The sequence below is a fragment of the Bacillus sp. WC2507 genome, assembly GCF_052656125.1.
This window is the reverse complement of record NZ_JBQXPN010000001.1, coordinates 3,212,992-3,236,234: the sequence shown is the minus strand read 5'-3', so window position 1 is coordinate 3,236,234 and position 23,243 is coordinate 3,212,992. Positions and strand designations below refer to the sequence as shown.

General features: G+C 32.1%; 14 protein-coding genes and 1 pseudogene. 13 read left to right on the top strand and 2 right to left on the bottom strand.

From position 1 onward, the window contains the following. The first annotated feature begins 33 nt into the window (after positions 1–33). The 4 genes from ACUN28_RS17230 to ACUN28_RS17215 all read left to right on the top strand — a co-directional run bounded on the left by ACUN28_RS17230 (position 34) and on the right by ACUN28_RS17215 (position 5,134). A complete protein-coding gene (locus tag ACUN28_RS17230; protein ID WP_000745515.1) occupies positions 34–777 on the top strand; it encodes a lipoprotein BA_5634 family protein in 744 nt (247 codons plus the stop codon). Positions 778–1,223: 446 nt separating this feature from the next. Continuing rightward, positions 1,224–3,191 carry a penicillin-binding transpeptidase domain-containing protein gene (locus ACUN28_RS17225; protein ID WP_016087833.1) on the top strand — a complete coding sequence of 656 codons (1,968 nt, stop codon included), beginning with the start codon at positions 1,224–1,226 and terminating at the stop codon, positions 3,189–3,191. 592 nt (positions 3,192–3,783) lie between these two features. Beyond that, the gene (locus tag ACUN28_RS17220; protein WP_016087832.1) at positions 3,784–4,317 is read left to right on the top strand and encodes an RNA polymerase sigma factor; all 534 of its coding nucleotides are present in this window, start codon (positions 3,784–3,786) and stop codon (positions 4,315–4,317) included. Next, positions 4,307–5,134: an SH3 domain-containing protein gene (locus ACUN28_RS17215; protein WP_016087831.1), complete on the top strand. Its 828-nt coding sequence runs from the start codon at positions 4,307–4,309 to the stop codon at positions 5,132–5,134. The genes ACUN28_RS17220 and ACUN28_RS17215 overlap by 11 nt, the downstream gene beginning before the upstream one ends. 11 nt (positions 5,135–5,145) lie before the next feature. Here the strand turns inward: ACUN28_RS17215 and ACUN28_RS17210 are convergent, their stop codons facing one another. Beyond that, positions 5,146–6,906 carry a peptidoglycan D,D-transpeptidase FtsI family protein gene (locus ACUN28_RS17210; protein ID WP_016087830.1) on the bottom strand — a complete coding sequence of 587 codons (1,761 nt, stop codon included), beginning with the start codon at positions 6,904–6,906 and terminating at the stop codon, positions 5,146–5,148. 383 nt (positions 6,907–7,289) lie between these two features. Between ACUN28_RS17210 and ACUN28_RS17205 the strand changes: the two genes are divergently transcribed. The 8 genes and pseudogenes from ACUN28_RS17205 to ACUN28_RS17170 all read left to right on the top strand — a co-directional run bounded on the left by ACUN28_RS17205 (position 7,290) and on the right by ACUN28_RS17170 (position 20,491). Continuing rightward, positions 7,290–9,422, top strand: coding sequence for a peptidoglycan D,D-transpeptidase FtsI family protein (locus ACUN28_RS17205; protein ID WP_016087829.1), 2,133 nt, complete (start codon positions 7,290–7,292; stop codon positions 9,420–9,422). Between the two features lie 228 nt (positions 9,423–9,650). Further along, the gene (gene bla / locus ACUN28_RS17200) at positions 9,651–10,577 is read left to right on the top strand and encodes a class A beta-lactamase Bla1 (protein WP_033659838.1); all 927 of its coding nucleotides are present in this window, start codon (positions 9,651–9,653) and stop codon (positions 10,575–10,577) included. 701 nt (positions 10,578–11,278) lie between these two features. Further along, positions 11,279–12,598, top strand: a complete 1,320-nt coding sequence (hblC, locus tag ACUN28_RS17195; protein WP_033659840.1) for a hemolysin BL lytic component L2 — start codon at positions 11,279–11,281, stop codon at positions 12,596–12,598. Between the two features lie 61 nt (positions 12,599–12,659). Further along, positions 12,660–13,889: a hemolysin BL lytic component L1 gene (hblD, locus tag ACUN28_RS17190; protein ID WP_080117974.1), complete on the top strand. Its 1,230-nt coding sequence runs from the start codon at positions 12,660–12,662 to the stop codon at positions 13,887–13,889. 31 nt (positions 13,890–13,920) lie between these two features. Further along, on the top strand, positions 13,921–15,054 hold the full coding sequence (hblA, locus tag ACUN28_RS17185) for a hemolysin BL binding component B (protein WP_016087825.1): 1,134 nt from the start codon (positions 13,921–13,923) through the stop codon (positions 15,052–15,054). A gap of 511 nt (positions 15,055–15,565) precedes the next feature. Then, positions 15,566–18,175: a putative mucin/carbohydrate-binding domain-containing protein gene (locus ACUN28_RS17180; protein ID WP_016136695.1), complete on the top strand. Its 2,610-nt coding sequence runs from the start codon at positions 15,566–15,568 to the stop codon at positions 18,173–18,175. A 255-nt stretch (positions 18,176–18,430) separates the two neighbouring features. Next, positions 18,431–18,979, top strand: coding sequence for a fascin domain-containing protein (locus ACUN28_RS17175; RefSeq protein WP_016087823.1), 549 nt, complete (start codon positions 18,431–18,433; stop codon positions 18,977–18,979). 951 nt (positions 18,980–19,930) lie between these two features. Next, a pseudogene (locus tag ACUN28_RS17170) lies at positions 19,931–20,491 on the top strand (GNAT family N-acetyltransferase). 109 nt (positions 20,492–20,600) lie between these two features. Here the strand turns inward: ACUN28_RS17170 and ACUN28_RS17165 are convergent. Then, entirely contained in the window at positions 20,601–20,801 is a 201-nt protein-coding gene (locus ACUN28_RS17165) for a hypothetical protein (protein ID WP_016087821.1), read from the bottom strand. A 1,059-nt stretch (positions 20,802–21,860) separates the two neighbouring features. Here ACUN28_RS17165 and ACUN28_RS17160 point away from each other — a divergent pair. Further along, a complete protein-coding gene (locus ACUN28_RS17160) occupies positions 21,861–22,733 on the top strand; it encodes a YitT family protein (protein WP_016087820.1) in 873 nt (290 codons plus the stop codon). Positions 22,734–23,243: the final 510 nt, after the last annotated feature.

Below are 23,243 nucleotides of genomic sequence, written 5' to 3'. Positions count from 1 at the left end.
AATTCAAAAAAATAAAAATAAGGAGAATATAGAATGAAAAAAAGATTTGGGTTATTAATAGTAGCTGGTATTTCGATTACCGTGTTAGGAGCATGTTCATTATTTAGTACAAAAGACTCTCCAGCAAATGGAATTTCAATAGAAGTAGGAGCGATAAACGAACAAACAAGGAGCTCTATAATTGACTCATACAAAGATATAACAAGCTCACAAGACCTATATCAATTAAAAGAAGGGACGATAGATAATAACAAGCTCGACATAAAGCTACCGACTAATTTGGGGGATTCTATGGATACTGCTACTAGTAATTTACTATTTATTAGTAGAACAACTGCTGAAAAAATGAATAAAAAGGGGCTTATACGCGAAAGAGATAATAACGAGGGGCTTACATCATCAGTCCCTATTGGTTCGTTACCAAAAATAGAAAAAGATGAAACTATCTTATTTGCAAATAAAGAATATAAAGACTTGAAAGAACTAACATTTGATCAGAAAAAAATGAATGTTCAATATGAAGGGGATGTATGGCTATCTCCGCATCGTGGTGGATCCAACGTAATCCTATTAATTGTAGAGGATACATTATTCAAAGAAATAAATGGGAAAGAAAAAACTAGACAGATTCTATCTTTTAATAAATCTTTTGGAAATCTTAATTTAGTCAATCAAGGGAAAGCACTAGAATTAAGCAAGGAAATAGATAAAGTGAATACGGCGTTAGGTACTGAGGACAAGAGAGCCGTGAATTTTATAAATATTACAGAAAAGTAAAAAAGTCTATATGGGTAGAATCGCATCACCATTAGATTAAGAAAAACAAATCTAACTATTAACGGCTCGAAGTGATGAAAATAACACTTATACCCTAAGTGATTTTTGATATTTATTGATATAGAATCCTTATTATTAGGATTCTATTTTTTGTTTCAAAAATCTATAAAGAAAAAAGGTAAAATCGGCGAAAACGAACTAAAAGGTATTTTAAATGAATTTTTCAAAACACCACTAATAATGATAACGTTTGCTAAATATAGATGTTCCTTAAGCTTGTAAGAAGCTTACAAACTTCCCTCTTCTAATGCAACTTAAGTGTAAATTAATTTTTTTGTAAATATGGAACAATGTCATTACTTACAATGTCTATTAAGCGTTGAAACATTTTTTATTTAATAAATTAAGAAAGGAATAATGATTTTTAATTAAGGGAGAAGATTGAATTGAAAAAATTATGGATGCTGTTTTTCATTTGTTTCGCAGTTATGTTGGTAGGATGTAATAAAAATGAACCGCCAAAACAAGTATTTGAAGAATATATCAATTTATGGAATGATAAAAAATTTGCAAATATGTATGATTATTTATCAGATCATGCAAAAAAAACGATTTCTAAAAAAGAATTTACAGAAAAATATCAAAAAATCTATGAAGGTATTGGCGTTAAGAATTTAAAAGTTAAAACGAAAGGAGAGAATGCTAAAGATAAAGAACTTTTTCTTTTTGAAGTTAAGATGGATACGGATGGAGGAACAGCTTCATTTATCCATGAAGCAAAACTTGTGAAAGAAAAAGAATCTTGGAAAATAGATTGGACACCAGATTTCATTTTTCCAGGTATGAAAAAAGATTACAAGGTACGTATGCAAACAGAACAAGGAAAACGTGGAGAAATATACGATCGAAATGGGAAAGGTCTAGCAACGAATGGTAAAGCGACTGAGGTTGGAATTATTCCGGAGAAACTAGGCGAAACGGCAGCACAAACAAAAGAAATAGTAGCACAGTTACTGGATATGTCTACAGAAGAGGTCGATCAGAAGCTTTCAGCGAAATGGATAAAACCAGACTCCTTTGTACCAATTGGTATATTAAAAGAGGGAACTAGACAGAATGATTATATTGAATTAGAAGGAGTTTCATCTCGTCCAGTAAATATTCGTACGTATCCATTAGGAGAAGCAGCGGCACACTTAACAGGATATATAGGAAAGGTGAATGCAGAGGAGTTAAAATCGCTTCAAAAAAAAGGTTATCATGCAGATGATTTAGTAGGTAAGACCGGTTTAGAGAAAGTATTAGAGAATAAATTACGTGGTGAAAAGGGTGGACGCGTATTTATGGAAGATGAGAACGGGAAAGAGATTAAAAACATAGCAAAAAAAGAAGCAAAAGCTGGGGAAAATGTTACGTTAACAATTGATGCTGCAATTCAAGAAAAAATCTTTAATGAGATGAAAAATGAAGCAGGATCTAGTGCAGCGGTCAATCCGAAAACGGGTGAAACAATTGCACTTGTAAGTAGCCCTGCTTATAATCCAAATATAATAGTTAGAGGAGCATCAAAAGCCCAACGAGAAGCATGGAATAACGACTCGAAACTACCAATGATGAATCGTTTCACACAAGCATTTGTACCAGGTTCCGTATTTAAAACGATTACAGGTGCAATTGGTTTGGAAACAAACACAATAAATCCTAAGGAAGAATTTAAAATTCAAGGATTAAAGTGGACAAAAGATTCATCTTGGGGAAATTATTATGTAACACGTGTGAAGGATGCAAGTCCAATTGATTTTGACAAGGCAATGAAGTACTCTGATAATATTTATTTTGCTCAACAAGCTTTGAAAATGGGAAAAGATCAGTATGTAAACGAATTTAAGAAATACGGATTTCATGAAAAATTACCAATTGAATATGAATTTCCTATTTCAATCATTGCAAGAGACGGGATAAAAAATGATATTCAACTAGCAGACACGGGATACGGACAAGGACAAGTATTAATGACACCACTTCATTTAGCATTAACGTATGCACCGATTGTGAATGAAGGGAATATTCCGTCGCCTCATCTTTTAAAAGAAGCAAAAGTAGCGGGGAATTGGAAAGAAAATGTGGTTTCTAAAAAGAATCAAGAGATATTAAAGAGTGCCTTAATAAAAGTCATTAATGACCCTGATGGTGCGGGTAGAATTGCTAAGGTTGATGGTGTAACTCTTGCTGGTAAAACAGGTACAGCAGAATTGAAAGAATCGAAAGAGGCAGACGGAAAAGAACTTGGATGGTTTGCGGCTTTTGATGCAAATGAGCCAGACATGATTGTAACCATGATGATTGAAGATGTAAAAGGAAGAGGGGGGAGTAACGTTCCAGGCGAAAAAGTAAAACACGTTTTTCAGAAATAATACGTAACTATAAGGTGAAATCTTTTACTACATTCATTGTTTGCTTAACACGAAGGTATAAATTGAGCAAAACAAAGAGCAATTAAGTTTTGAAAAAGCATTCTCCTTAATCGAGAATGCTTTTTTGTTGTGGCTGAATAAAGTTGATACCTCATCTTTATTTTCATTTTTGAAAAGTTGGTATTGCTAATAGTAAATAGAAGAGTAAAACATATTGAAAGGGACAAGTTTAAAACTGTAACAAAACAGTTATTTAGTAAAACATAAATAGAGCACACAAATAAGTATGCTCTAAGAAAAAAGGTGGTACAAGTGGAGTGTTGCGTGAAATGCACAAATAATAATCAGATTTTTTATGAGTGTATTTTTAATATTGTATGCTTTACTTGTTTTTTAGGAGCCTGTCATGTAAGAGAATGTGTAGGTGATTATTTTATGAAAGTAATTGCACACCTTTACATTTTTAGGAGGATGTTTCTATCAAAAAAGATAAACAATGGAACAAATGAAACTTGTATCTTGTCTATATATTGAAACCATAATAAAAGTGAGGGCAGTTTTATGTTTATTCAAATAAGTTTGAGGTGTGGAAATGGAACAGACGTTTATTGAAAAGTGTAATCATGATGAGCTGGACGATATTATAAAAGACTATTGGCAAGATGTATGGAATTATTCATTTATTATTACGAAAGATCCACATTTATCAGATGATATCACGCAAGATGTATTTATAAAGGTATTTAAAAATTGGAATTCATTTCGAAAGGAGTCATCTATTAAAACGTGGATATTAAAAATTACAAGAAATACGGCAATAAACTATTTGAAATCCTCTTATTTTAAAAGGATATCTTTAATAGGATTTTTTAATGACGATAAGCAATCCCAGTCGGCAGAACAAGAATTTTTTAAGCAAGAAGAAATGAATGATGTGTGGAAGGTTGTATTAAAACTACCTAAAAAGCATCGTGAAATAATAATATTGGATGCAAAATATGAATTATCTTATGAAGAAATGGCTGAAACGTTAGGAGTTTCCATTGGAACTGTGAAATCTAGATTAAGTAGAGCAAGAAGTAAGGTTTCAAAATTAATAGGGGAGGGTAGTAGTGATGAAAAATAAAAAAAATCCTGACTGGTATAGTAAATTAAAAAACGGCCCAATGGAACAACGTAAAGATGAAAAAGAATATATTTATAAAATAAAGCAATCTATATACCAAAGTAATGAGGTAGATTCTTCAAAACGGACAAGACCATTTCGTAAAAAAGCATTGCCAATTGTAGTGGTTTTAGCTTGTACATTTTTATTTTTTATTGTTCAACAACCTTGGATTGATGATAATAAATCACCGGTACAAAGTAGTACTCAAATTAAGCCTAAAACAAAAGATGAGTCTGCTCAAGATCCATCATTAAAACAATTTATGAATGAACTATATCAAAGTACAAGTTCAAAAAATGAAAATGAGCTGTACAAAGCGTTAAATGATGAAGTTCTATTTAAAGGGAAGAGTTATAAGAAGGATGAAATGAAGTTTGATGAAGATATTTTTCATGAGTTGCAAGTCGCTCTTACAATGGGAGGAGAGTTTGCAAATGATACAAAGCAAGTATACAAAGTACCAAGTGGATTGACAGAAAGTAACCAACCAAAGCAAGCGCATTTTATATATGCAACTGTTATTGGAAATAAAACAAAAATTTTAGCTGAACCAAAGCGAGAATCGCAAGTTTTATATGAAGTATCTAATGAAATGGTCAAAGCTTGGATTCCAGAAAAAGTGCAGAATGATGGATATATAAAAATATCGACAATTAACGGTAATACTGGATATGTACAAAAAGAGTATGTATTAACTGATATTAAATATTCATTTATGTTCGAAAAGAATAATGAAGGTATATGGAAAATTATTAATATAGATTCTATATGGTAAAAGAGGAAGGTTCACTTTAATGAACCTTCCTCTTTGTTTTTATTCTCTTTTTGAAGAGTATTCCAAGACTCTAAAATTTCTGATGTAACGAGAGCAGCAATGTTTTTTTCTGAATTACTACCAGGAATAACGACAGAAACGGCAATCTGTGGATCTTTGGTAGGAGCATATGCAATGAAAAGAGAATGATTGATTACTCTTTCATGTTCATTTGGAGAACCGGTTATACCCGTTTTACCTGCGACATTAAAGGGCAATTTTTTAATCTCCTCTATATTTTGACTCATTCCACCTTGCACGACACTCCAAAAGTTCATTGGATAACGATTTGAACTTTCTAAAATTGGTTTAAACTTTTTTATTTCCTCACCATCTTGAGCAATAATAGCACTTACGATTTGAGGTTTATATTTATCACCTTTACTTGCCAAAGTTGCTGCATATTGAGCAAGTTGAAGAGGAGTATGCACTTCATTTCCTCCCCAAGAGGCATTTAATAAAGCGGAGATTCCATTTTCAAACTTATTAGAAGGATGGAATTCATATTGTCCGTCTTCTTCAAAGGGTAAATCAATCCCAGTTTTAGAACGAAGGCCAAATTGCTTTAAATACTCTGTCCATATATGTGCCACTTTTTCTATATTCCCATTATTTTGGTTGAATAAGGGCAAAGCTACTTTTGCTGTCATAAATGTGTTAGATGAATTAATGATAGCCTGCCTCGGTGTAATCTCACCTGTTGGCGTTCCAGGTGCATTCGTAATGTTATTTTGATTATCATACTGAAAAGTACCCTTATCTAAATAAGTATCTTCAGGTTGAAAAAGCTTTTCGTTTAATCCAATTAAAATAGTAAGTGGCTTTATAGTAGAAGCCATATTTACATAAGATTCACCATACTTTAATTTTTGAATTGCTTTATTTTGCGAAAGTGATTTTATGTTTTCTTTTTTAGGTGATACATGTGTATGTAATATATTTGGATCAAAAACTGCCGAGTTGGCCATAGTTAAAATTGCGCCAGTTTTTACATCGCTCACTACAGCATAACCAGCTTTAGCATCAGGTGTTTTCTTAATTTGAGATCTTAATGCTTCCTCTGTTTTTTGCTGCAACTTAGAATCTAAAGCTAGCCGGACATCTTTTCCATTTTGTACTTTTCGGATGTTCCAAAAGAACTTTTTATTATTCATTTTAAAAATTAGAGTTTTTCCTGGTTTTCCTTTTAAATCATTTTCATATTGCAACTCGATCCCGCTTTTTCCAACGGGCATATACTTTGAATTAAGCTCATTTTCCACATACCCAATTACTTGTGAACCAGTTTCGTGTTTAGGATAATATCGAATCAATTCATCTTTGATTATTACATTATTGGGTTTGTTTTTGTTTATGAATGCAAGTTCATTCTCAGTTATGTCAGAGTATAACGGTATATCATTCATAGTCTTATTTTTACAAGATTGTTGTAATTGCGATTTTATAGTCTCTGTAGAAATGTCATGTTGAAACTCGTTTGAAAATTGATTGAAAAAAGCTAATGTGTTTGATGTATCTTGATTCGATAAATTTTCATAATTAGAAGTGCAATAAAGAGACTTAACTTTCTTATTTGTAGCTAGTATTACACCATTTTGATCAAAAATTTTTCCTCTTTCAGCTGAAGAAGTTGCGATAGTAATTGAAATGAAGTTGATTTTTAATAAAATTAGTAAAATCAAACCTACAATAGAAAGAACCGCAAAAAATCTCCATCTTTTTGTATGTAACATATAACCCTCCCTTATGTAGCCTATTTCATCTTATAGTTAATTATTTTTTTTGTAAATGTGGAACAACTTTATTGTTTAGGTTGTCTATTAAGTATTACAGCATGAAGAAAGGAACCATCAGTATGAAAATTTACTAGCAAGTCTATATGTAAGTTTAATAAGAGTCATTATACAGTGTAGCATTTCTAATGCAAGAGACAAAAAAATAGAGAGAAAACAGAAAGGGAGAGTTATGAGTTACGTAGCTAAACGAAAAGGAATGGATGCTTACAAGGAGTAGGCAAAAAATTGAGACGATATTTATAACCGGTCATCGGTATCTAATATAAAAGGAATGCTTTTAGTATTTGCAGTAATTCCTGAAAGGATTAAATGGAGGATTTATGAAAGAACAAAAAGGAAAGAAGCAGAAGACATATATATCTATTCGATTAAATATAATGTTCCTTTGCATATTTTTACTATTCTCAGTTATTATTATGCAGCTAGGAAAAGTGCAAATCGTAGAGGGAGAGGCTTATAAGAATCAAGTGGAAAGCAGTCAAAATGCAATAACTAGTATTCCAGTTCCGCGTGGACAAATACTAGATCGAGAAGGGAAAACAGTTGTTAATAATAAGTCTCTTCGCACAATTACGTATACAAGGGTGAAGGGGGTTACGAGTGACGATATTTTAAAAACAGCAAAAGATTTAGCGAAAGTACTTGAAATGCCTGAACAAGATATAAATAAATTAACAGATATCGATAAAAAAGATTTTTGGATGCAGTTGAATACGAAACGTGCTGATACAAAGATTACTAAAAAAGATATAGAAAAGTTAAAAGATAAGGGAATAGAGGGAAAAGAGTTAGATAAAAAAATTGAAGACTTAAGACGAAGTCGCGTTACAGAAGCTGAATTGGCAGAATTAACAACACAAGATTTAAAGGTGTTAGCTATTAAAAGTAAAATGAGTTCAGGTTATCAACTAACACCACAAATTATAAAAAAAGATGTAACAGATCAAGAGTATGCGCGAATAAGTGAAAATCTTGCGGAGTTTCCAGGGGTAGATGCAACAGTTGATTGGGAACGTAATTATGTAAACGGTAATTTATTTCGTTCCGTATTAGGAAATATTACGAGTAGCGAAGAAGGTTTACCAAAAGAAAATTTAGATTCTTATTTGGTACGTGGATATAACCGTAATGATCGTGTCGGAAAAAGTTATATTGAACAACGATATGAAGATGTATTACACGGTACAAAAGAAGAAGTGAAAAACATTACTGATAAATCAGGAAACATTATAAACACAGAAGTAATTTCTAAAGGGAAAAGTGGAAATAGTTTAACATTAACGATTGATATGGAATTACAAAAGAAAGTGGAAGAAAGTATAGAGAAAAACTTGAGAGCTTTTAAGAGTTCAGAGCCACTGTTGGACCGAGCTTTTGTCGTCATGACGAATCCAAATAATGGCCAGATTTTGTCTATGGCAGGCAAAAAGATTGTAGAAAAAGAAGGGGAAATAGAGATTGAGGATTTGGCATTAGGCAACATGACAACTTCGTATGAGCTAGGGTCAGCTGTAAAAGGTGCTACTTTATTAACTGGATATGAGACAGGGGCAATACATCCAGGAGATCAATTTTATGATGCACCTATGAAATTTAAAGGTACACAAGCTAAGAAATCGTGGAATGTATCCGGATTTGGTAATATTAATGATTTACGAGCTCTACAAGTATCTTCGAATGTATACATGTTCCAGACAGCTTTAAAAATTGCGGGAGTTAATTACGTACCAAATGGCTCATTGGATATTAAACAAGGAGCCTTTGATACGATGCGTTATTATTTCAAGCAATTTGGTTTAGGTGTCCCAACAGGTATTGATTTACCGAATGAAATAATTGGACAAACTAGAAAAGCAGATAGTCAACCTGGTTTTTTACTAGACTTTTCTATTGGTCAGTATGATACGTATACGCCGTTGCAATTGGCGCAATATATTTCAACGATTGCTAATGGCGGTTATAGAATGCAACCACAAATTGTACAAGAAATACGAGAACAATCAATAAAAGAAGAGGTTGGTAAAGTTATACGCTCCATAGAGCCTGTCGTATTAAATCGAATTGATATGAAGACAGAACATATTGATCGGATAAAAGAAGGGTTTAGATGGGTATTCCAAGAAGGTGATGGAACTGGCGTGAAGCATTTCAAAAATGCTTCATATAAACCAGCAGGAAAGACAGGGACAGCTCAAACTGTATATGGTGGAGATGATCCAATTGGTAGAAATGCAAAAGGAGAACGTATGGAATGTTACAACTTAACATTAGTTGGATATGCTCCATATGATAATCCAGAAGTGGCATTTTCTATTGTAGTCCCATGGCTTCATGATGATAAAAGTGGAATTAATTCTATAATTGGAAAGGAAGTTTTAGATGTATACTTTGATTTAAAACAGCAACGTATACATGGTGAAGCTGCTAGTACAGATAGTTCTAATCAAAATTAGTAAAATGTGAGTATTTTTCTTAGGGGAAGTGACCCTGTTTATATAAAAGCCTTTATAAGTTAAAGGAAGATTTGAAATGAAAGATAGCAGCTATCATAGTTGCTATCTCTTATTTTGTTTATAACACCGATATTAGTTATAAAGTTTTTTTAGTTTATGGAACAAACTTGTTTCGGTGATTGTCTATTATGTGTAAGTAAAAAAAGTGTTAAGAACTTGAAAGGAATGATGATTTTGAAAAACAATAGGATGCTAAAAATAGGTATATGCGTTGGTATATTAGGTTTAAGCCTTACAACCCTAGAAGCTTTTACAGGAGGGGCACTGCAAGTTGAAGCGAAAGAAAAGAAAGGACAAGTGAAACATAAACATCAGGCGACGCATAAAGAATTCTCTCAACTTGAAAAAAAATTTGATGCTCGATTAGGTGTATATGCGATTGATACTGGTACAAATCAAACAATCTCTTATCGACCTAACGAAAGGTTTGCCTTTGCATCAACCTACAAGGCTTTAGCGGCAGGGGTATTACTACAGCAAAACTCAATTGATACATTAAATGAAGTTATCAAATTTACGAAAGAGGACTTAGTGGATTATTCACCTGTTACAGAGAAACATGTAGATACTGGAATGACACTAGGAGAAATCGCTGAGGCTGCTGTTCGTTACAGTGATAATACTGCAGGGAACATTTTATTCCATAAAATAGGCGGACCGAAAGGCTATGAAAAAGCGCTTAGACAGATGGGGGATCGGGTTACTATGTCTGATCGCTTTGAAACAGAGTTAAACGAAGCTATTCCAGGCGACATTCGTGACACTAGTACAGCGAAAGCAATTGCTACGAATCTTAAAGCTTTTACGGTCGGAAATGCGCTTCCAGATCATAAACGTCAAGTTCTTACAGAGTGGATGAAAGGAAATGCTACAGGAGACAAACTTATTCGTGCAGGCATGCCAACTGACTGGATAGTTGGGGATAAATCAGGAGCTGGAAGTTACGGGACACGAAATGATATTGCTATCGTTTGGCCGCCAAATAGAGCACCTATTATCATCGCAGTTTTATCCAGTAAAGAAGAGAAAGAGGCTACCTATGATAATCAACTAATTGCAGAAGCAGCTGAAATGATAGTTAAGGCTCTTAAATGATAATTTCTCAATTCTTTATGTAACGTAATTGAAAATATGAACCTAGAAAGCGATTCTTTTCATGTGAAAAGAATCGCTTTTTCGTATTTCTATAATGAATAGTAAGTATATAAGTAAAAAATTTTATTACATAGACATTCTATCCCCTAGAGTGCATTAGGGGAGTTTTCTCCTGTGGTGTTCGTAGTAACAATATTATTATTTATACGATAATAATATTGTTGGCGTATGTATGCTAGTTACTCCTAGATGGATATGTAATTTTACATATCCATCTAAAAGACACATATGCGTCAATTACTATTAAATTATATTAAAATTATTTTTGGATGAGGGATTGATATAGGTTTTGGTGAATAAAAGGATTTTTATGTTTAATTATCATAGTATAATTATTTCACTTTATGAAATGAAATTTGGATTTAACTTTTTTAAATATAATATTTTATAATTTGAATAATAAATATCTGAAAAATCAAATTTAATAAAAGCGATTTTCTGGTTTACTTATGAAAAACATAGTGTTTAAAATGAGGGGGAAGTAAGGCCCTTATATTCTTTCAAAAATAAATAAAAAACGAGATGGAATTACTTTTTTGAAAAAATCTCTATCCTCAAGTATGTGTGAAGAAATCCTAACGTTAGGTTGTACAACATTTACGATTAAAACTGTAAAAAACAATAGTGAAGAGGTGTACGGAATGAAGAATAAAATTATGACAGGATTTTTAATAACATCAATCGTTACTGGAGCGACTATTCCTATCAATACTCTCGCAACGCCAACCGTTCAGGCAGAAACGAAACAAGAAAATATAGATATTTCCTCAGCATTACGAAAAATAGGTGCACACTCCAAATTAACACAAACCTTTATAGATGGAGCCTTAGCAAGTCCGAATGTGCAACTTGAAGAAGTTCCATCTTTAAATACAACTCAATTTCTAATTAAACAAGATATGAAAGAGTGGTCCTCAGAACTATATCCAAAATTAATTCTACTAAATTCAAAAAGTAAAGGATTTGCAACCAAATTTAATAGCTATTATCCAACATTAAAAGGATTTGTAGATAATAAGGAAGATAAAGAAGGGTTTTTAGATAGACTGGAAGTTCTTCAAGATATGACTATAACAAACCAAGAAAACGTGCAACGTCAGATTAATGAGTTAACAGATCTTAAACTACAGGTAGATAAGAAACTGAAAAATCTTGATACAGATGTGATAAAAGCACAGAGTGTACTTAGTTCAGAGGGAACAGGAAAAATAGACAAGTTAAAAAATGAAATGCTAAATACAAAAAAATCAATTCAAAATGATTTACAGCAAATAGCATTATTACCAGGAGCTTTAAATGAACAAGGGCTAAAGGTATTCCAAGAAATTTATAGTCTATCAAAAGATATCATTGAACCGGCTGCTCAAACCGCAGTAGTGGCGTATAACAAAGGAAAAGAAATAAACAATGCTATTGTAGAAGCAGAGAAGAAAGCAGAGCAAGAAGCAACAGAAAAGGGAAAATCAGTTATAGAAATTGAAGCTGCCAAAAAAGAAGCACGTGAAGCAATAGAGAAAAGTAAAAAAGGTGAAATTGCTGCAGCTGCAGTTACAAAAACGAAAGAGTATGATCTTATGAAAGTGATTGATCCTGAAAAAATTAAAAAAACATATAGTACCTTTGCCGAAATTAATAAACTAACAGCAGAGCAAAGAGCATATTTAAATGATTTAGAGAAACAAAATCAAAAATTATATGACTTAACAACTAAATTAACAGTAGCAGATTTACAAAAATCAATGATTCTTTTCATGCAAAATGATTTGCATACATTTGCTAATCAAGTCGATGGAGAGATTGAGCTAATGAAACGTTATAAAGAGGATTTGAATCTAATAAATAATAGTATTACAAAATTATCGAATGAAGTTGATACGAATAACACTCAGTCTCAAAAAGATACATTAAGACGACTAAAGAATGTAACAAATCAACTCGAAGAACAATTTAATAAATTTTAATATTAAGAAATTAGGTTTAATAAAAAATTATAATGCAACTGAAAATAAGGAGGAGAATCGAATAATGAAATTTCCATTTAAGGTCATAACTTTGGCCACTTTAGCAACGGTTATAACTGCTACGAATGGTAGTACTATTCATGCACTTGCACAAGAACAGACAGCACAAGAACAGCAAATAGAAAATTATGCGTTAGGACCTGAAGGGTTAAAGAAAGTGTTGGCTGAAACAGGCTCTCATATTCTTGTAATGGATTTGTACGCAAAAACAATGATTAAGCAACCGAATGTAAATTTATCCAACATTGAATTAGGTTCAGGAGGGGGAGAATTAATCAAAAACATTCACCTGAATCAGGAACTGTCACGAATCAATGCAAATTACTGGTTAGATACAGCGAAGCCAAACATTCAAAAGACAGCACGTAATATTGTGAATTATGATGAACAATTTCAAAATTATTACGACACACTAGTAGATACTGTAAAAAAGAAAGATAAGGCAGGCCTCAAAGAAGGAATAGGGGATTTAATCGGTACAATTCATACAAATTCAAATGAAGTTACGGAAGTTATTAAGATGTTAGAAGCTTTCAAAACAAAGTTGTATACGAATACTGTAGATTTTAAAAATAATGTTGGAAGTCCAGATGGACAAGGGGGATTAACGGCTATATTAGCGGGAAAACAAGCACTAGTCCCACAACTTCAGGCCGAAATTGAGAATTTACGTTCTACGCAGAAAGCACATTTTGATAATGTATTAGCCTGGTCAATTGGTGGTGGATTAGGAGCAGCTATTTTAGTTATTGGAACGATTGCAGGAGCGGTAGTAATTGTTGTGACCGGTGGCACAGCGACACCAGCTGTTGTTGGTGGTCTAACAGCTCTAGGGGCAGCTGGTATCGGTTTAGGAACAGCAGCTGGTGTTGCGGCATCTAATCATATGAACTCTTATAATGAAATTTCTAATAAAATCGGAGAATTAAGTATGAAAGCCGATCTTGCTAACCAAGCAGTTATTTCACTTACTAATACAAAAGACACGTTGACATATTTGTATCAAACAGTGGATCAAGCAATCATGTCTCTAACGAATATTCAGCAACAATGGAATACGATGGGAGCGAATTATAAAGATCTATATGATAATATCGACCAAATGCAAGAACATAAACTTTCTTTAATACCTGATGATTTAAAGGCTGCAAAACAAAGTTGGAATGATATTCATAAGGATGCAGAATTCATTTCAAAAGACATTGCTTTTAAACAAGAAAAAACAAATTAAAAATCAATATATATGTATAGGAGGAATTAAAATGAACATAAACTTTCCTTATAAACTACTTGCTGTATCGACGTTTTTAACTGTGACAACAACTACTGTAGTTTCTCCAGTGGCAGCCTTCGCAAGTGAAAGTAAAATGGAACAAACTAGTACCGAAGATATATCTCTTTCTGTAAACAGCGAAAAGATGAAAAAAGCTTTGCAAGATGCTGGGGTATTTGCAAAATCTATGAATGATTACTCTTATTTGTTAATTAAAAACCCAGATGTTAACTTTGAAGGAATTGACATTAAAGGATATACAAATCTACCTAGTCAAATTCTACAAGATCAAAAGAATGCAAGAGAGCATGCTACGAAATGGGATTCACACATAAAAAAACAACTTTTAGATACACTGACGGGGATTGTAGAGTATGATACTAAATTCGACAATTATTATGACACATTAGTAGAAGCGATTAATGAAGGGGATGCAGACACATTAAAAGAAGGCATTACAGATTTACAAGGTGAGATTAAACAAAATCAAGCGTATACACAGAATTTAATACAAGAACTAGCTAAGTTAAGAGATAGTATTGGAGAAGATGTCCGGGCATTTGGAGGTCATAAAGATATTTTGCATTCGATTCTGAAAAACCAAGCATCTGGAATTGATGAAGATGAAAAGCGCTTAAATGAAGTTTTAGAGCAAGTTAGACATTTTAAACAAGTAGAATCAGATGGAATAATAACTGTATCAATTCCCTCAATTCCTACGTGGATTGCTGGTGGTGTAATGATAGGGGTAGCAAGAAATAATTTAGGTACGTTAGAGCCGTTGTTAGCACAATTACGTCAGACTATAGATTATAAAGTAACATTAAATCGTGTAGTTGGTGTTGCGTATAATAATATTAATGAAATGCACAATGCGATTGGATCGGCTATTAATGCACTTACCTATATGTCTGCACAATGGCATGATTTAGATTCTCAATATTCGGGAGTGCTTAGTCATATTGATAAAGCATCCCAAAAAGCGGATCAAAATAAATTCAAATTCCTAAAACCTAATTTGAATGCAGCGAAAGATAGTTGGAAAACATTGAGAGCGGATGCGTTTACATTAAAAGAAGGGATAAAAACATTAAAAATGGATCCTGTTTCTTCAAAAAAATAGCGGAATACGGTATTTGTTGCAAGGGCATTGATACAGTTATAAAATGATTTTTTGTTCTTTATAAATTGAAAAGACGGAGGTATAATCAGGCCTCTGTCTTTTGTTTTATTGAAATATTTTTATAATTCCATCCTATATGTAGAAAGTAGTTATACAAGTTTGAATTTTTAAGGTGAATGATTTTTATGAATTTTTCCGTAAAACCTAATCTATGATTAGTGAGCTTTATATTCTTATTTTCCTAATTGAATACTTTTATACAATTAGATGGAAGTTAAGAATACTAAATCAAAACATAATAGGTTGTTATTGATGAGTTTATCGTAAAGTTGTTATTTTATGTGTCATCAAATAACATTTATAAACAATTAGAAATAAAGAAAAGGAGACTATTATGAGAAAAAATAGAGTATTAGATACAACATAAATAGCGTAAATAGTTTTTGATGTAAAAACATGATAAATAAAATAATAGTCCTTACATGTACTAAGGGAAAATGAGGGAGATAATATGGGGAATAACTCAAAATATAAAACTAGAAAAATACTTGCAGCTACTGCTACAGTAACTATGCTTACGACTGGAATGGTTTCTTCATCAGATGTCTTTGCAGAGGAAACAAAGCAGCAAAAAAAAATATCGACATCATTGCAAGAGGAAAAGTCAGTTAAATCAGAAAACAGAATATATACAGTCCCAGGAAAAGGGGATGTTGAGATACTGAAACAACAGGAAAGAAAAAGTATGGCATTTAGTCCATATGAACCCACTGGTTTATATGCAAAGCCAAATGAACAAATAACGATTAATGTAGAAGGAAATCAAAATATTCAAGCATACATTGGAACGTATTCGTATGATGCTTCTTGGAGAGAAGATTCTAAAATAAAATCATTTACATTAAAACCTGGTATAAACACAATCCAATCTCCAAATGGGGGGATGATTTATTTTTATAATAAACAACAAGGTGGCACTATTCGAACAACAGTCACAATGGGTGGAGCGACTACTCCTTTCTTTGAACTAGGCAAACATACGAAACAAGATTTAATAAACATGCTGGACCAATATCCAAATGCACATGCAGTGGAGTTAAAAGGAGAACGTGTATTAATTACGGCCAGCCCGGCACGTGTTAAGAAATATTTGTTAGGTTCTAATACAGATCCTGTACAACTCTTAAAAAAGATGGATGAAGCTACTCGAATTCAAGACAAAGTAGCTGGATTATCTGAAGAACAAGCAGATAAACATTATATTCATTACGTAGAAGAAAATCATTCTCCTGATTATTATATGTATGCAACTTCTTATCGAACCGCATATGTGGGAGACGCAATCCAATACGTGTTAGATATTAATAAATTTATAAAAGATGGTTGGGGTCCATGGCATGAGGCAGGGCATTTGAGACAGCAATCACCTTGGAAGTTTTATAATATGACAGAAGTACAAAATAATATTTACAGCCTTTCTGTAGAAAAAGCATTTACATCTAATCAACCTTTTAGATTGCAACAAGAGGGTGCTTATACTAAGGCATTTCAATACTTAGAACAATCTAATAAAAATTATGATGAAATTAGTGATGCTTTTGTTAAGCTTGTTATGCTTTGGCAACTACAATTAGCATATGGAGAAGACTTCTATCCTAAACTGCATCAATTGTATAGAGATATGCCTTCTGATGAACTTCCACAAACAGATGAAAATAAAAAACAATTATTTATGATCTCAGCATCAAAAGTAGCCAAACAAAATTTGATGCCTTTCTTTGAGAAGTGGGGATTACGTCCAAATAATGATACCATTCAAAATGTGGCTGCATTAGGATATCCAATTTTAACAGCAGAGATTTGGAAGGGGACGGATTCTAATCCGATTAAACCAGATGTGCCTAATGCAAATAATATTTTAGAAGGAAAACAGTTTGCATGGTCAATGAAAGGGATTAGTGATTTCGAGTTTGCTAAAATCAATTTCAATAAGTCAGCAGAAGAAATGCAAGTGGACTTAAAAGCAGGAATACCGCATCACTATTTTAATGAAACATATGCGAGTATTAAAGTACAAAATGCATCAGGCAAAGTAGTATACAATAAAGACATTTATGGAAACAAACAACAAAATGCTGAATCGCAAAAAGTTCCAGTTAAAGTAGGGGATTATATTGAGTTAACACATCTAGAAGGTGTGCATAGAGCTACTTTAACAAATGTAGATAACATTAAACAAGAAAGCTTTGGAAAAAAAGCAATATACGAAGTTACAAAAGAAGGCTTGAAAAAAGTAGAAAAAATGCCAGAAGTAACAATTTTAGATGGAAATCAATTTGCATGGTCACTAAAAGGAATTAGTGATTTCGAGTTTGCTAAAATCAATTTCAATAAGTCAGCAGAAGAAATGCAAGTGGACTTAAAAGCAGGCGTACCGCATCATTATTTTAATGAAACATATGCGAATATTAAAGTACAAAATGCATCAGGCAAAGTAGTATACAAGAAAGACATTTATGGAAACAAACAACAAAATGCTGAATCGCAAAAAGTCCCAGTTAAAGTAGGAGATTATATTGAGTTAACACATCTAGAAGGTGTGCATAGAGCTACTTTAACAAATGTAGATAATAGTAAACAAGAAAGCTTTGGAAAAAAAGCAATGTACAAAGTTACAAAAGAAGGTCTGAAGAAAGTAGAAAAAATGCCAGAAACAACGGTTTTAGACGGAAATCAATTTAGTTGGTCTTTAAAAGGATATAGTGATAGAGAAATTACAAAAGTAAATTATAATAGGGTAACAGAAAAAATGCAGGTGGATTTAGAAGCAGGCGTACCACATTCTTATTTTAATAATACGTATGCGAGTATCAAAGTACAGAATTCATCCGGTAGTGTTGTGTACAATAAGGAAATAGTAGGAAATAGACAGCAAACTGCTGAAAGCCAAACTGTGCCAGTCAAAGTGGGAGATTATATCGAGTTTACCCATATAGAAGGGGAAGCAGTAAATGAAAAGACACGGGCTACACTTACTAACCTTGAGAATAATAAACAAGAATATATAGGCAAAAAAAGAATCTATCAAGTTACTTCAACGGGATTAAACAAAATAGATTAACATGAAAAACATTCAAATTTTTAGTTAGATGCTTAATAGTCGTTCATTATGAACGGCTATTTGGCATTTATTTAATATAAAGTGAAATTAATTTTAAAAATATGTTTGAGGACTGAATGATGTTTAGGTGCTATAGATTTGAGAAAAAAGAAACAGAATAATAAGGTATTTGTTGATAAAGACCCTCTCTTGTTACAATATTTTACATATTTAGTATGATATATATGAGTGCTATATATTAAGGGAGGAATGGGAATGAAGAGGTTCATAACTCATGCAAATGGTAATAAGATCTTTAAAAAGTTAGTTTTAATGGTGTTACCAATGGTTCTAATGATAATGATGATAACCCCATCAAATGATGCATTGGCAGCCAACCAATCAAATGCAAGTTCACTAAAAGGTGTGAGTCTATTTAATGGAAGCTGGACTGTTGCTATACAAGCTGCAAATTTACAATATGTGTCTGCTGAGCCATCGGGAAATGTAGTAGCAAATCGTAGTGCAGTTAATGAATGGGAGAAATTTGAATTAATTCCGACTGGGGAATTATATACGTTTGCTTTAAAAGCGAAAAGTAATGGAAAGTACGTTTCGTTTGAGCCAAATGGTAGAGTAGTAGCAGATCGTACATCAATTGGGGCATGGGAAAAATTTATCTTATATAATGGTGGAGACAATAGGATATATGTATTACAAGCGCTAAGTAATGGTAGATTTATATCAGCAAATGGCGGTAGAGATTTAACAGCTAATAGTTATGTAGCTGGAAGCTGGGAAAGATTTGTTATTGTGTACTTCTAAATTTGGAAGTGTTATATTTCTAAATGATAATGACATGTTTAGTTAATAATAATGCATAATAAAATAAAGGATTAAGTACTTAAGACAAGTGTATATTTAGGTGCAAAAAGGACTACAAGTAATTGTCAGTCCTTTTTGTATGTTAAATAAGTAACTGCTGTAGATGTAATAAGAAGAAAAAGAACCCTATAGGGTTCTTTTTCAAGGCATATTAACTGTAAGGAGAATCATGAAATGCTACTTCAAATCTTTATTAGGGGAAAGATTTTGAAAAAGCTTAACATACATCTATTTTTACATAAATGTAAGATATAGTAAATCTATAATGCTTATACTTACTATTATTAATATTCAATTAAAATGGTTAACACTATGTGTATAGTGTTAATAGGTGTTTAGTGCAGTATACATTTAGAAATCTAATAATAGCCCCAAGTTGGTTATATATGTCCAATCTTAGATTTCATGTGCCAAAAAAGCCTATAGATATATGATTTCAAAGCCTAACTAACATGTAAACGATTTTAATTGAAATTGGGTGTGTATGAACTCTTATAAGTAAAATAAAAGTAAATAAAATAAACAAAGACCCTGTAAACATACAGGGGTAAGGGAACGCATAGTTTCTTAAAATCATAATAGCATATATTTTTTGTATAGCTATAAGAAGATTTTGACAAATGTAAGAACAAGATTAAAGATTTTTAAGAAATATAGTGCCGGAAAATAGATTTAAAATTCAGCCATTAACAGAAACAGAAACCCTCGTTAGCTTAATCAAATTATCTTTAAATATAAGATGTATATTAAACTTTTTCAAAAATGAATTTCTGTTCTTTTAAAAATCAGTACAAAACACAAAATCTATAAATTTATCCCTATGTAATATAAAAATAAAACTAAAAACGAAGTGCAACTTATATGTAATGTAGAAAAGAGGGGAAAAAAGTTATGGAGAATGACAATAAAGTATTTTGGAAAACAGATTGTCTTATTTTGAGAAGGTTTAGTACGGATGAAACTAACTACTTTCATTTTTATCGTTCTAATCCAGAAGTGACTAAATTTTAGTCATGGGTTAATTATCAATATCATGAGGCTAAAATGTTTGTAAATGAACAACTTAATAATAATCCTAATCAACCAGGAACTTGGTTCCAGTTCGCAATTGCTTTGGCTGAAAATAACAAAATAATTGGAGATTGTGCACTTCACACGCGTTTAAATGAGCCTCGCATCGTAGAAATTAGATTTACTCTTTCTCCAGAATATCAGGGGAAAGGTTATGCAACTGAAGCTGTTTGCACCTTATTGAATTACATATTTCATTCATTATGGAAACATAAATTGATTGCATTTTCGGATGTTCGAAATAACAAGTCTATTTCTGTGCTGGAACGTGTGGGGATGAGGAGAGAAGGTCATTTATTTCAGAATTACATGCTAAAAGGGCAGTGGATTGATGAATATCAATATTCAATATTAAAGTCTGAATGGAAGGACGCGACATAATTATCAAATTTAAAAATAGAGTATGTTGGGTGTAAATTAAAATACTATAAAAACAACGGCATATAAAAAGATCCTAGTGTGTACTAGGATCTTTTTATATGTTATCACTTTACTGCATCTTGTGGTAATAACCATGTTTTACAACTTGCCTTGTTTCGTCTATAGCATGTGTTTCAGCAATTCCAGCAATATCAACTACAATCGTGTTCTGTAAGATATTTACTACATAACCTGTTAATTGTAAGGAGGAATTATTACGATAGGGAAATTGTACGTAAGAACCAATTGTAACATTATTCTTTGTCTCCATATGATACACCTCATTGATACTAGTTTTCTTCTTGTGAAGATTCTTTCATCATATAATACACGAATGAAGATAAAATACAAGGGAGAAGAGGGAGAATAAATAGAAAAAAGCACCCTCGATCAAGGTTGTTATAAATAGTTATCACTTTATGAAAACATTGAGAACACAGGTATTTGTAAAACTTACTTATTTTATAAATACTTAAATAATCATACAATACGAAGCTGAAATTAATAGAAAGAAATAATATTATCGAATGGCATATTATTTTAGTTTTAGGTATAGTATAACTGACCAAATGAGCACATCGGTCAGTGAGTACTGGATTAAAACTTATAAAATTATACTCACTAGGTTTATGGAAAGGATTACACAAACAATGGTTTTGATATTTTACAATTGACGAATGAACGGAAGTAATTTGAGCTTTGAGGAAATGACAGAGTTTGACTTCTTAAAAATGATCTGAATCCTATAAACAGGGGGAAAATCCAGTAGTTTCTGTGTGTGGTTTATTAACAATAATTTCATGGTGTTTAAATGGTAAAGTGAAGACGTATTAGGAGGAAATATTTTTGTAGTAGATTTTGAAATGTAATGGCGACATGATGGGTATTTTATAAGTTTCTGAAGAGTGTTAAATATTCAATGCAGCGACAGTTCTAGGTTTAGCATGTTTTGCAGTTAGATTTTGGGAGAATCTATTGGAAATTTACATTTAGATAAACGTTTTTACATTAGCATCAGAGCCAAAAGAAGTGTAAACCTCTATGCTGGGGGAAAGTAGTCTAAACAAAAAAGATTTTAATTTAACCAATTATTCTTATAGGAATTTATATATTTGTGGTTGGTAAAGAAGAATTTAATAGTGCAGCTCATAATTAGATTCTAGTTATAACAGTAGATACACATACCGTTTAGCTTGTTAATACCCTCTAATTTAGTATAGGAAGTTATAGTTTGAGAGAAGTTACATAATAGGTGCGACACAAAGAATATAGAATCTGATGTAATTATGAAAAGACAAAAAGAGAAAAATGTGTGAAATGAGGAATTGAAATGGTAAGTGCAAAAAAGAAAAATGTAAATAAATTGAAAAAATTTTCGCAAGCAATATTGATTATTATTGGAGCATTTATAACTGCGTATGGATTAGAGGCTGTACTAATTCCTAATAATGTCTCAGATGGTGGTGTAACAGGTATAAGTATCGTTAGCTCTCAGCTATTTGGGTTACCATTAGGTCTTTTAATTGGATTTATTAATATCCCATTTGTTTGGCTAGGTTATAAACAAATTGGTAGAGGATTTGCAATTTATTCAGTTATTGGTATTATATCACTTGCAATAGGTACTGTGGTCATGCATAATGTGCCTACAATTATTGAAGGAGATACATTGTTAGTTACTGTTGTTGGTGGTGTTATTATCGGCTTTGGTATGGGGTTGGCTCTTCGTAATGGCGGAGCGTTAGATGGCATTGATATGCTAGCGGTATTGTTGTCTAGAAGATTACCGTTTGGTACAAGTGATCTAATCTTGTTTTTAAATATGTTTGTATTTATTTTTGTGTCAACTGTGTTTGGTCTTCAAGGTGGAATTTTATCAGCGATAGCTTACTTTATTGCTTCTAAAGTAATTCATATTATTGAAGTTGGATTAAGTGGTTCTAAAACATTTAAAATTGTTACAAAAGAACCTAAATTAATGATAGATGCAATCTGGGAACGTCTCGGAAGAAGTGCAATCTATAACGAAATTTATGGAGGCTCTTCGAAAGAAGCTTATAAAGAAGTTAGCTGTGTTATCAGTCGTTTAGAAGAAAATAAAATGAAAGAACTTATTCATGAAATTGATGAAAATGCCTTTGTAACTGTATATGATGTTGCGGAAGTAAAAGGTGGAAACTTTAAAAAGCATGATATCCATTAAGAGTAATAACCAAGTTAAATATTCTATATAAAGTTGATTATTGAAAAAGATGAAAACCCTCATCACATATAGATAGAAATCTGATACGTAATAAAGGGGACAACAGTAAGGCATAAGGGCAGTATTTTTTTGCTTTTTAATAATAAATCATTATTTCTTGTAGCTTTTTATGGATATGATATCTGATAATAATTAGTTATTGATATAGAAAAGAAAGAGATTTGAAATAATCTAAAGGGATAAGTAATAAAATTCCATTGTTATTAGTATAGGATATTTAAACTAAAAATGATTTATTAAAGCCACATTAAACGAAAACATTATGCACAAATATGCTGATATGTATCTATTCTATCAAGGTATATAAAACCAAAACCAAGATATTCGTACGACCTCAAAAAGCCGAAATTCCTTCACTTAGGAATTTCGGCTTTGATGCTATGTCATGGAGTTGCAATTGGAATGGAATCTGGCATATATACTGCACCAGAATTATAAGTTCTTCAGTTC

What these genes read in the sequence shown, in the direction of transcription:
- ACUN28_RS17230 (WP_000745515.1), top strand. Translation starts at nt 34, where the DNA reads ATGAAAAAAAGATTTGGGTTATTAATAGTAGCTGGTATTTCGATTACC.
- ACUN28_RS17220 (WP_016087832.1), top strand. Translation starts at nt 3,784, where the DNA reads ATGGAACAGACGTTTATTGAAAAGTGTAATCATGATGAGCTGGACGAT.
- ACUN28_RS17215 (WP_016087831.1), top strand. Translation starts at nt 4,307, where the DNA reads ATGAAAAATAAAAAAAATCCTGACTGGTATAGTAAATTAAAAAACGGC.
- ACUN28_RS17210 (WP_016087830.1), bottom strand. Translation starts at nt 6,906, where the DNA reads ATGTTACATACAAAAAGATGGAGATTTTTTGCGGTTCTTTCTATTGTA.
- ACUN28_RS17205 (WP_016087829.1), top strand. Translation starts at nt 7,290, where the DNA reads ATGAAAGAACAAAAAGGAAAGAAGCAGAAGACATATATATCTATTCGA.
- bla (WP_033659838.1), top strand. Translation starts at nt 9,651, where the DNA reads ATGATTTTGAAAAACAATAGGATGCTAAAAATAGGTATATGCGTTGGT.
- hblC (WP_033659840.1), top strand. Translation starts at nt 11,279, where the DNA reads ATGAAGAATAAAATTATGACAGGATTTTTAATAACATCAATCGTTACT.
- hblA (WP_016087825.1), top strand. Translation starts at nt 13,921, where the DNA reads ATGAACATAAACTTTCCTTATAAACTACTTGCTGTATCGACGTTTTTA.
- ACUN28_RS17180 (WP_016136695.1), top strand. Translation starts at nt 15,566, where the DNA reads ATGGGGAATAACTCAAAATATAAAACTAGAAAAATACTTGCAGCTACT.
- ACUN28_RS17175 (WP_016087823.1), top strand. Translation starts at nt 18,431, where the DNA reads ATGAAGAGGTTCATAACTCATGCAAATGGTAATAAGATCTTTAAAAAG.
- ACUN28_RS17165 (WP_016087821.1), bottom strand. Translation starts at nt 20,801, where the DNA reads ATGGAGACAAAGAATAATGTTACAATTGGTTCTTACGTACAATTTCCC.
- ACUN28_RS17160 (WP_016087820.1), top strand. Translation starts at nt 21,861, where the DNA reads ATGGTAAGTGCAAAAAAGAAAAATGTAAATAAATTGAAAAAATTTTCG.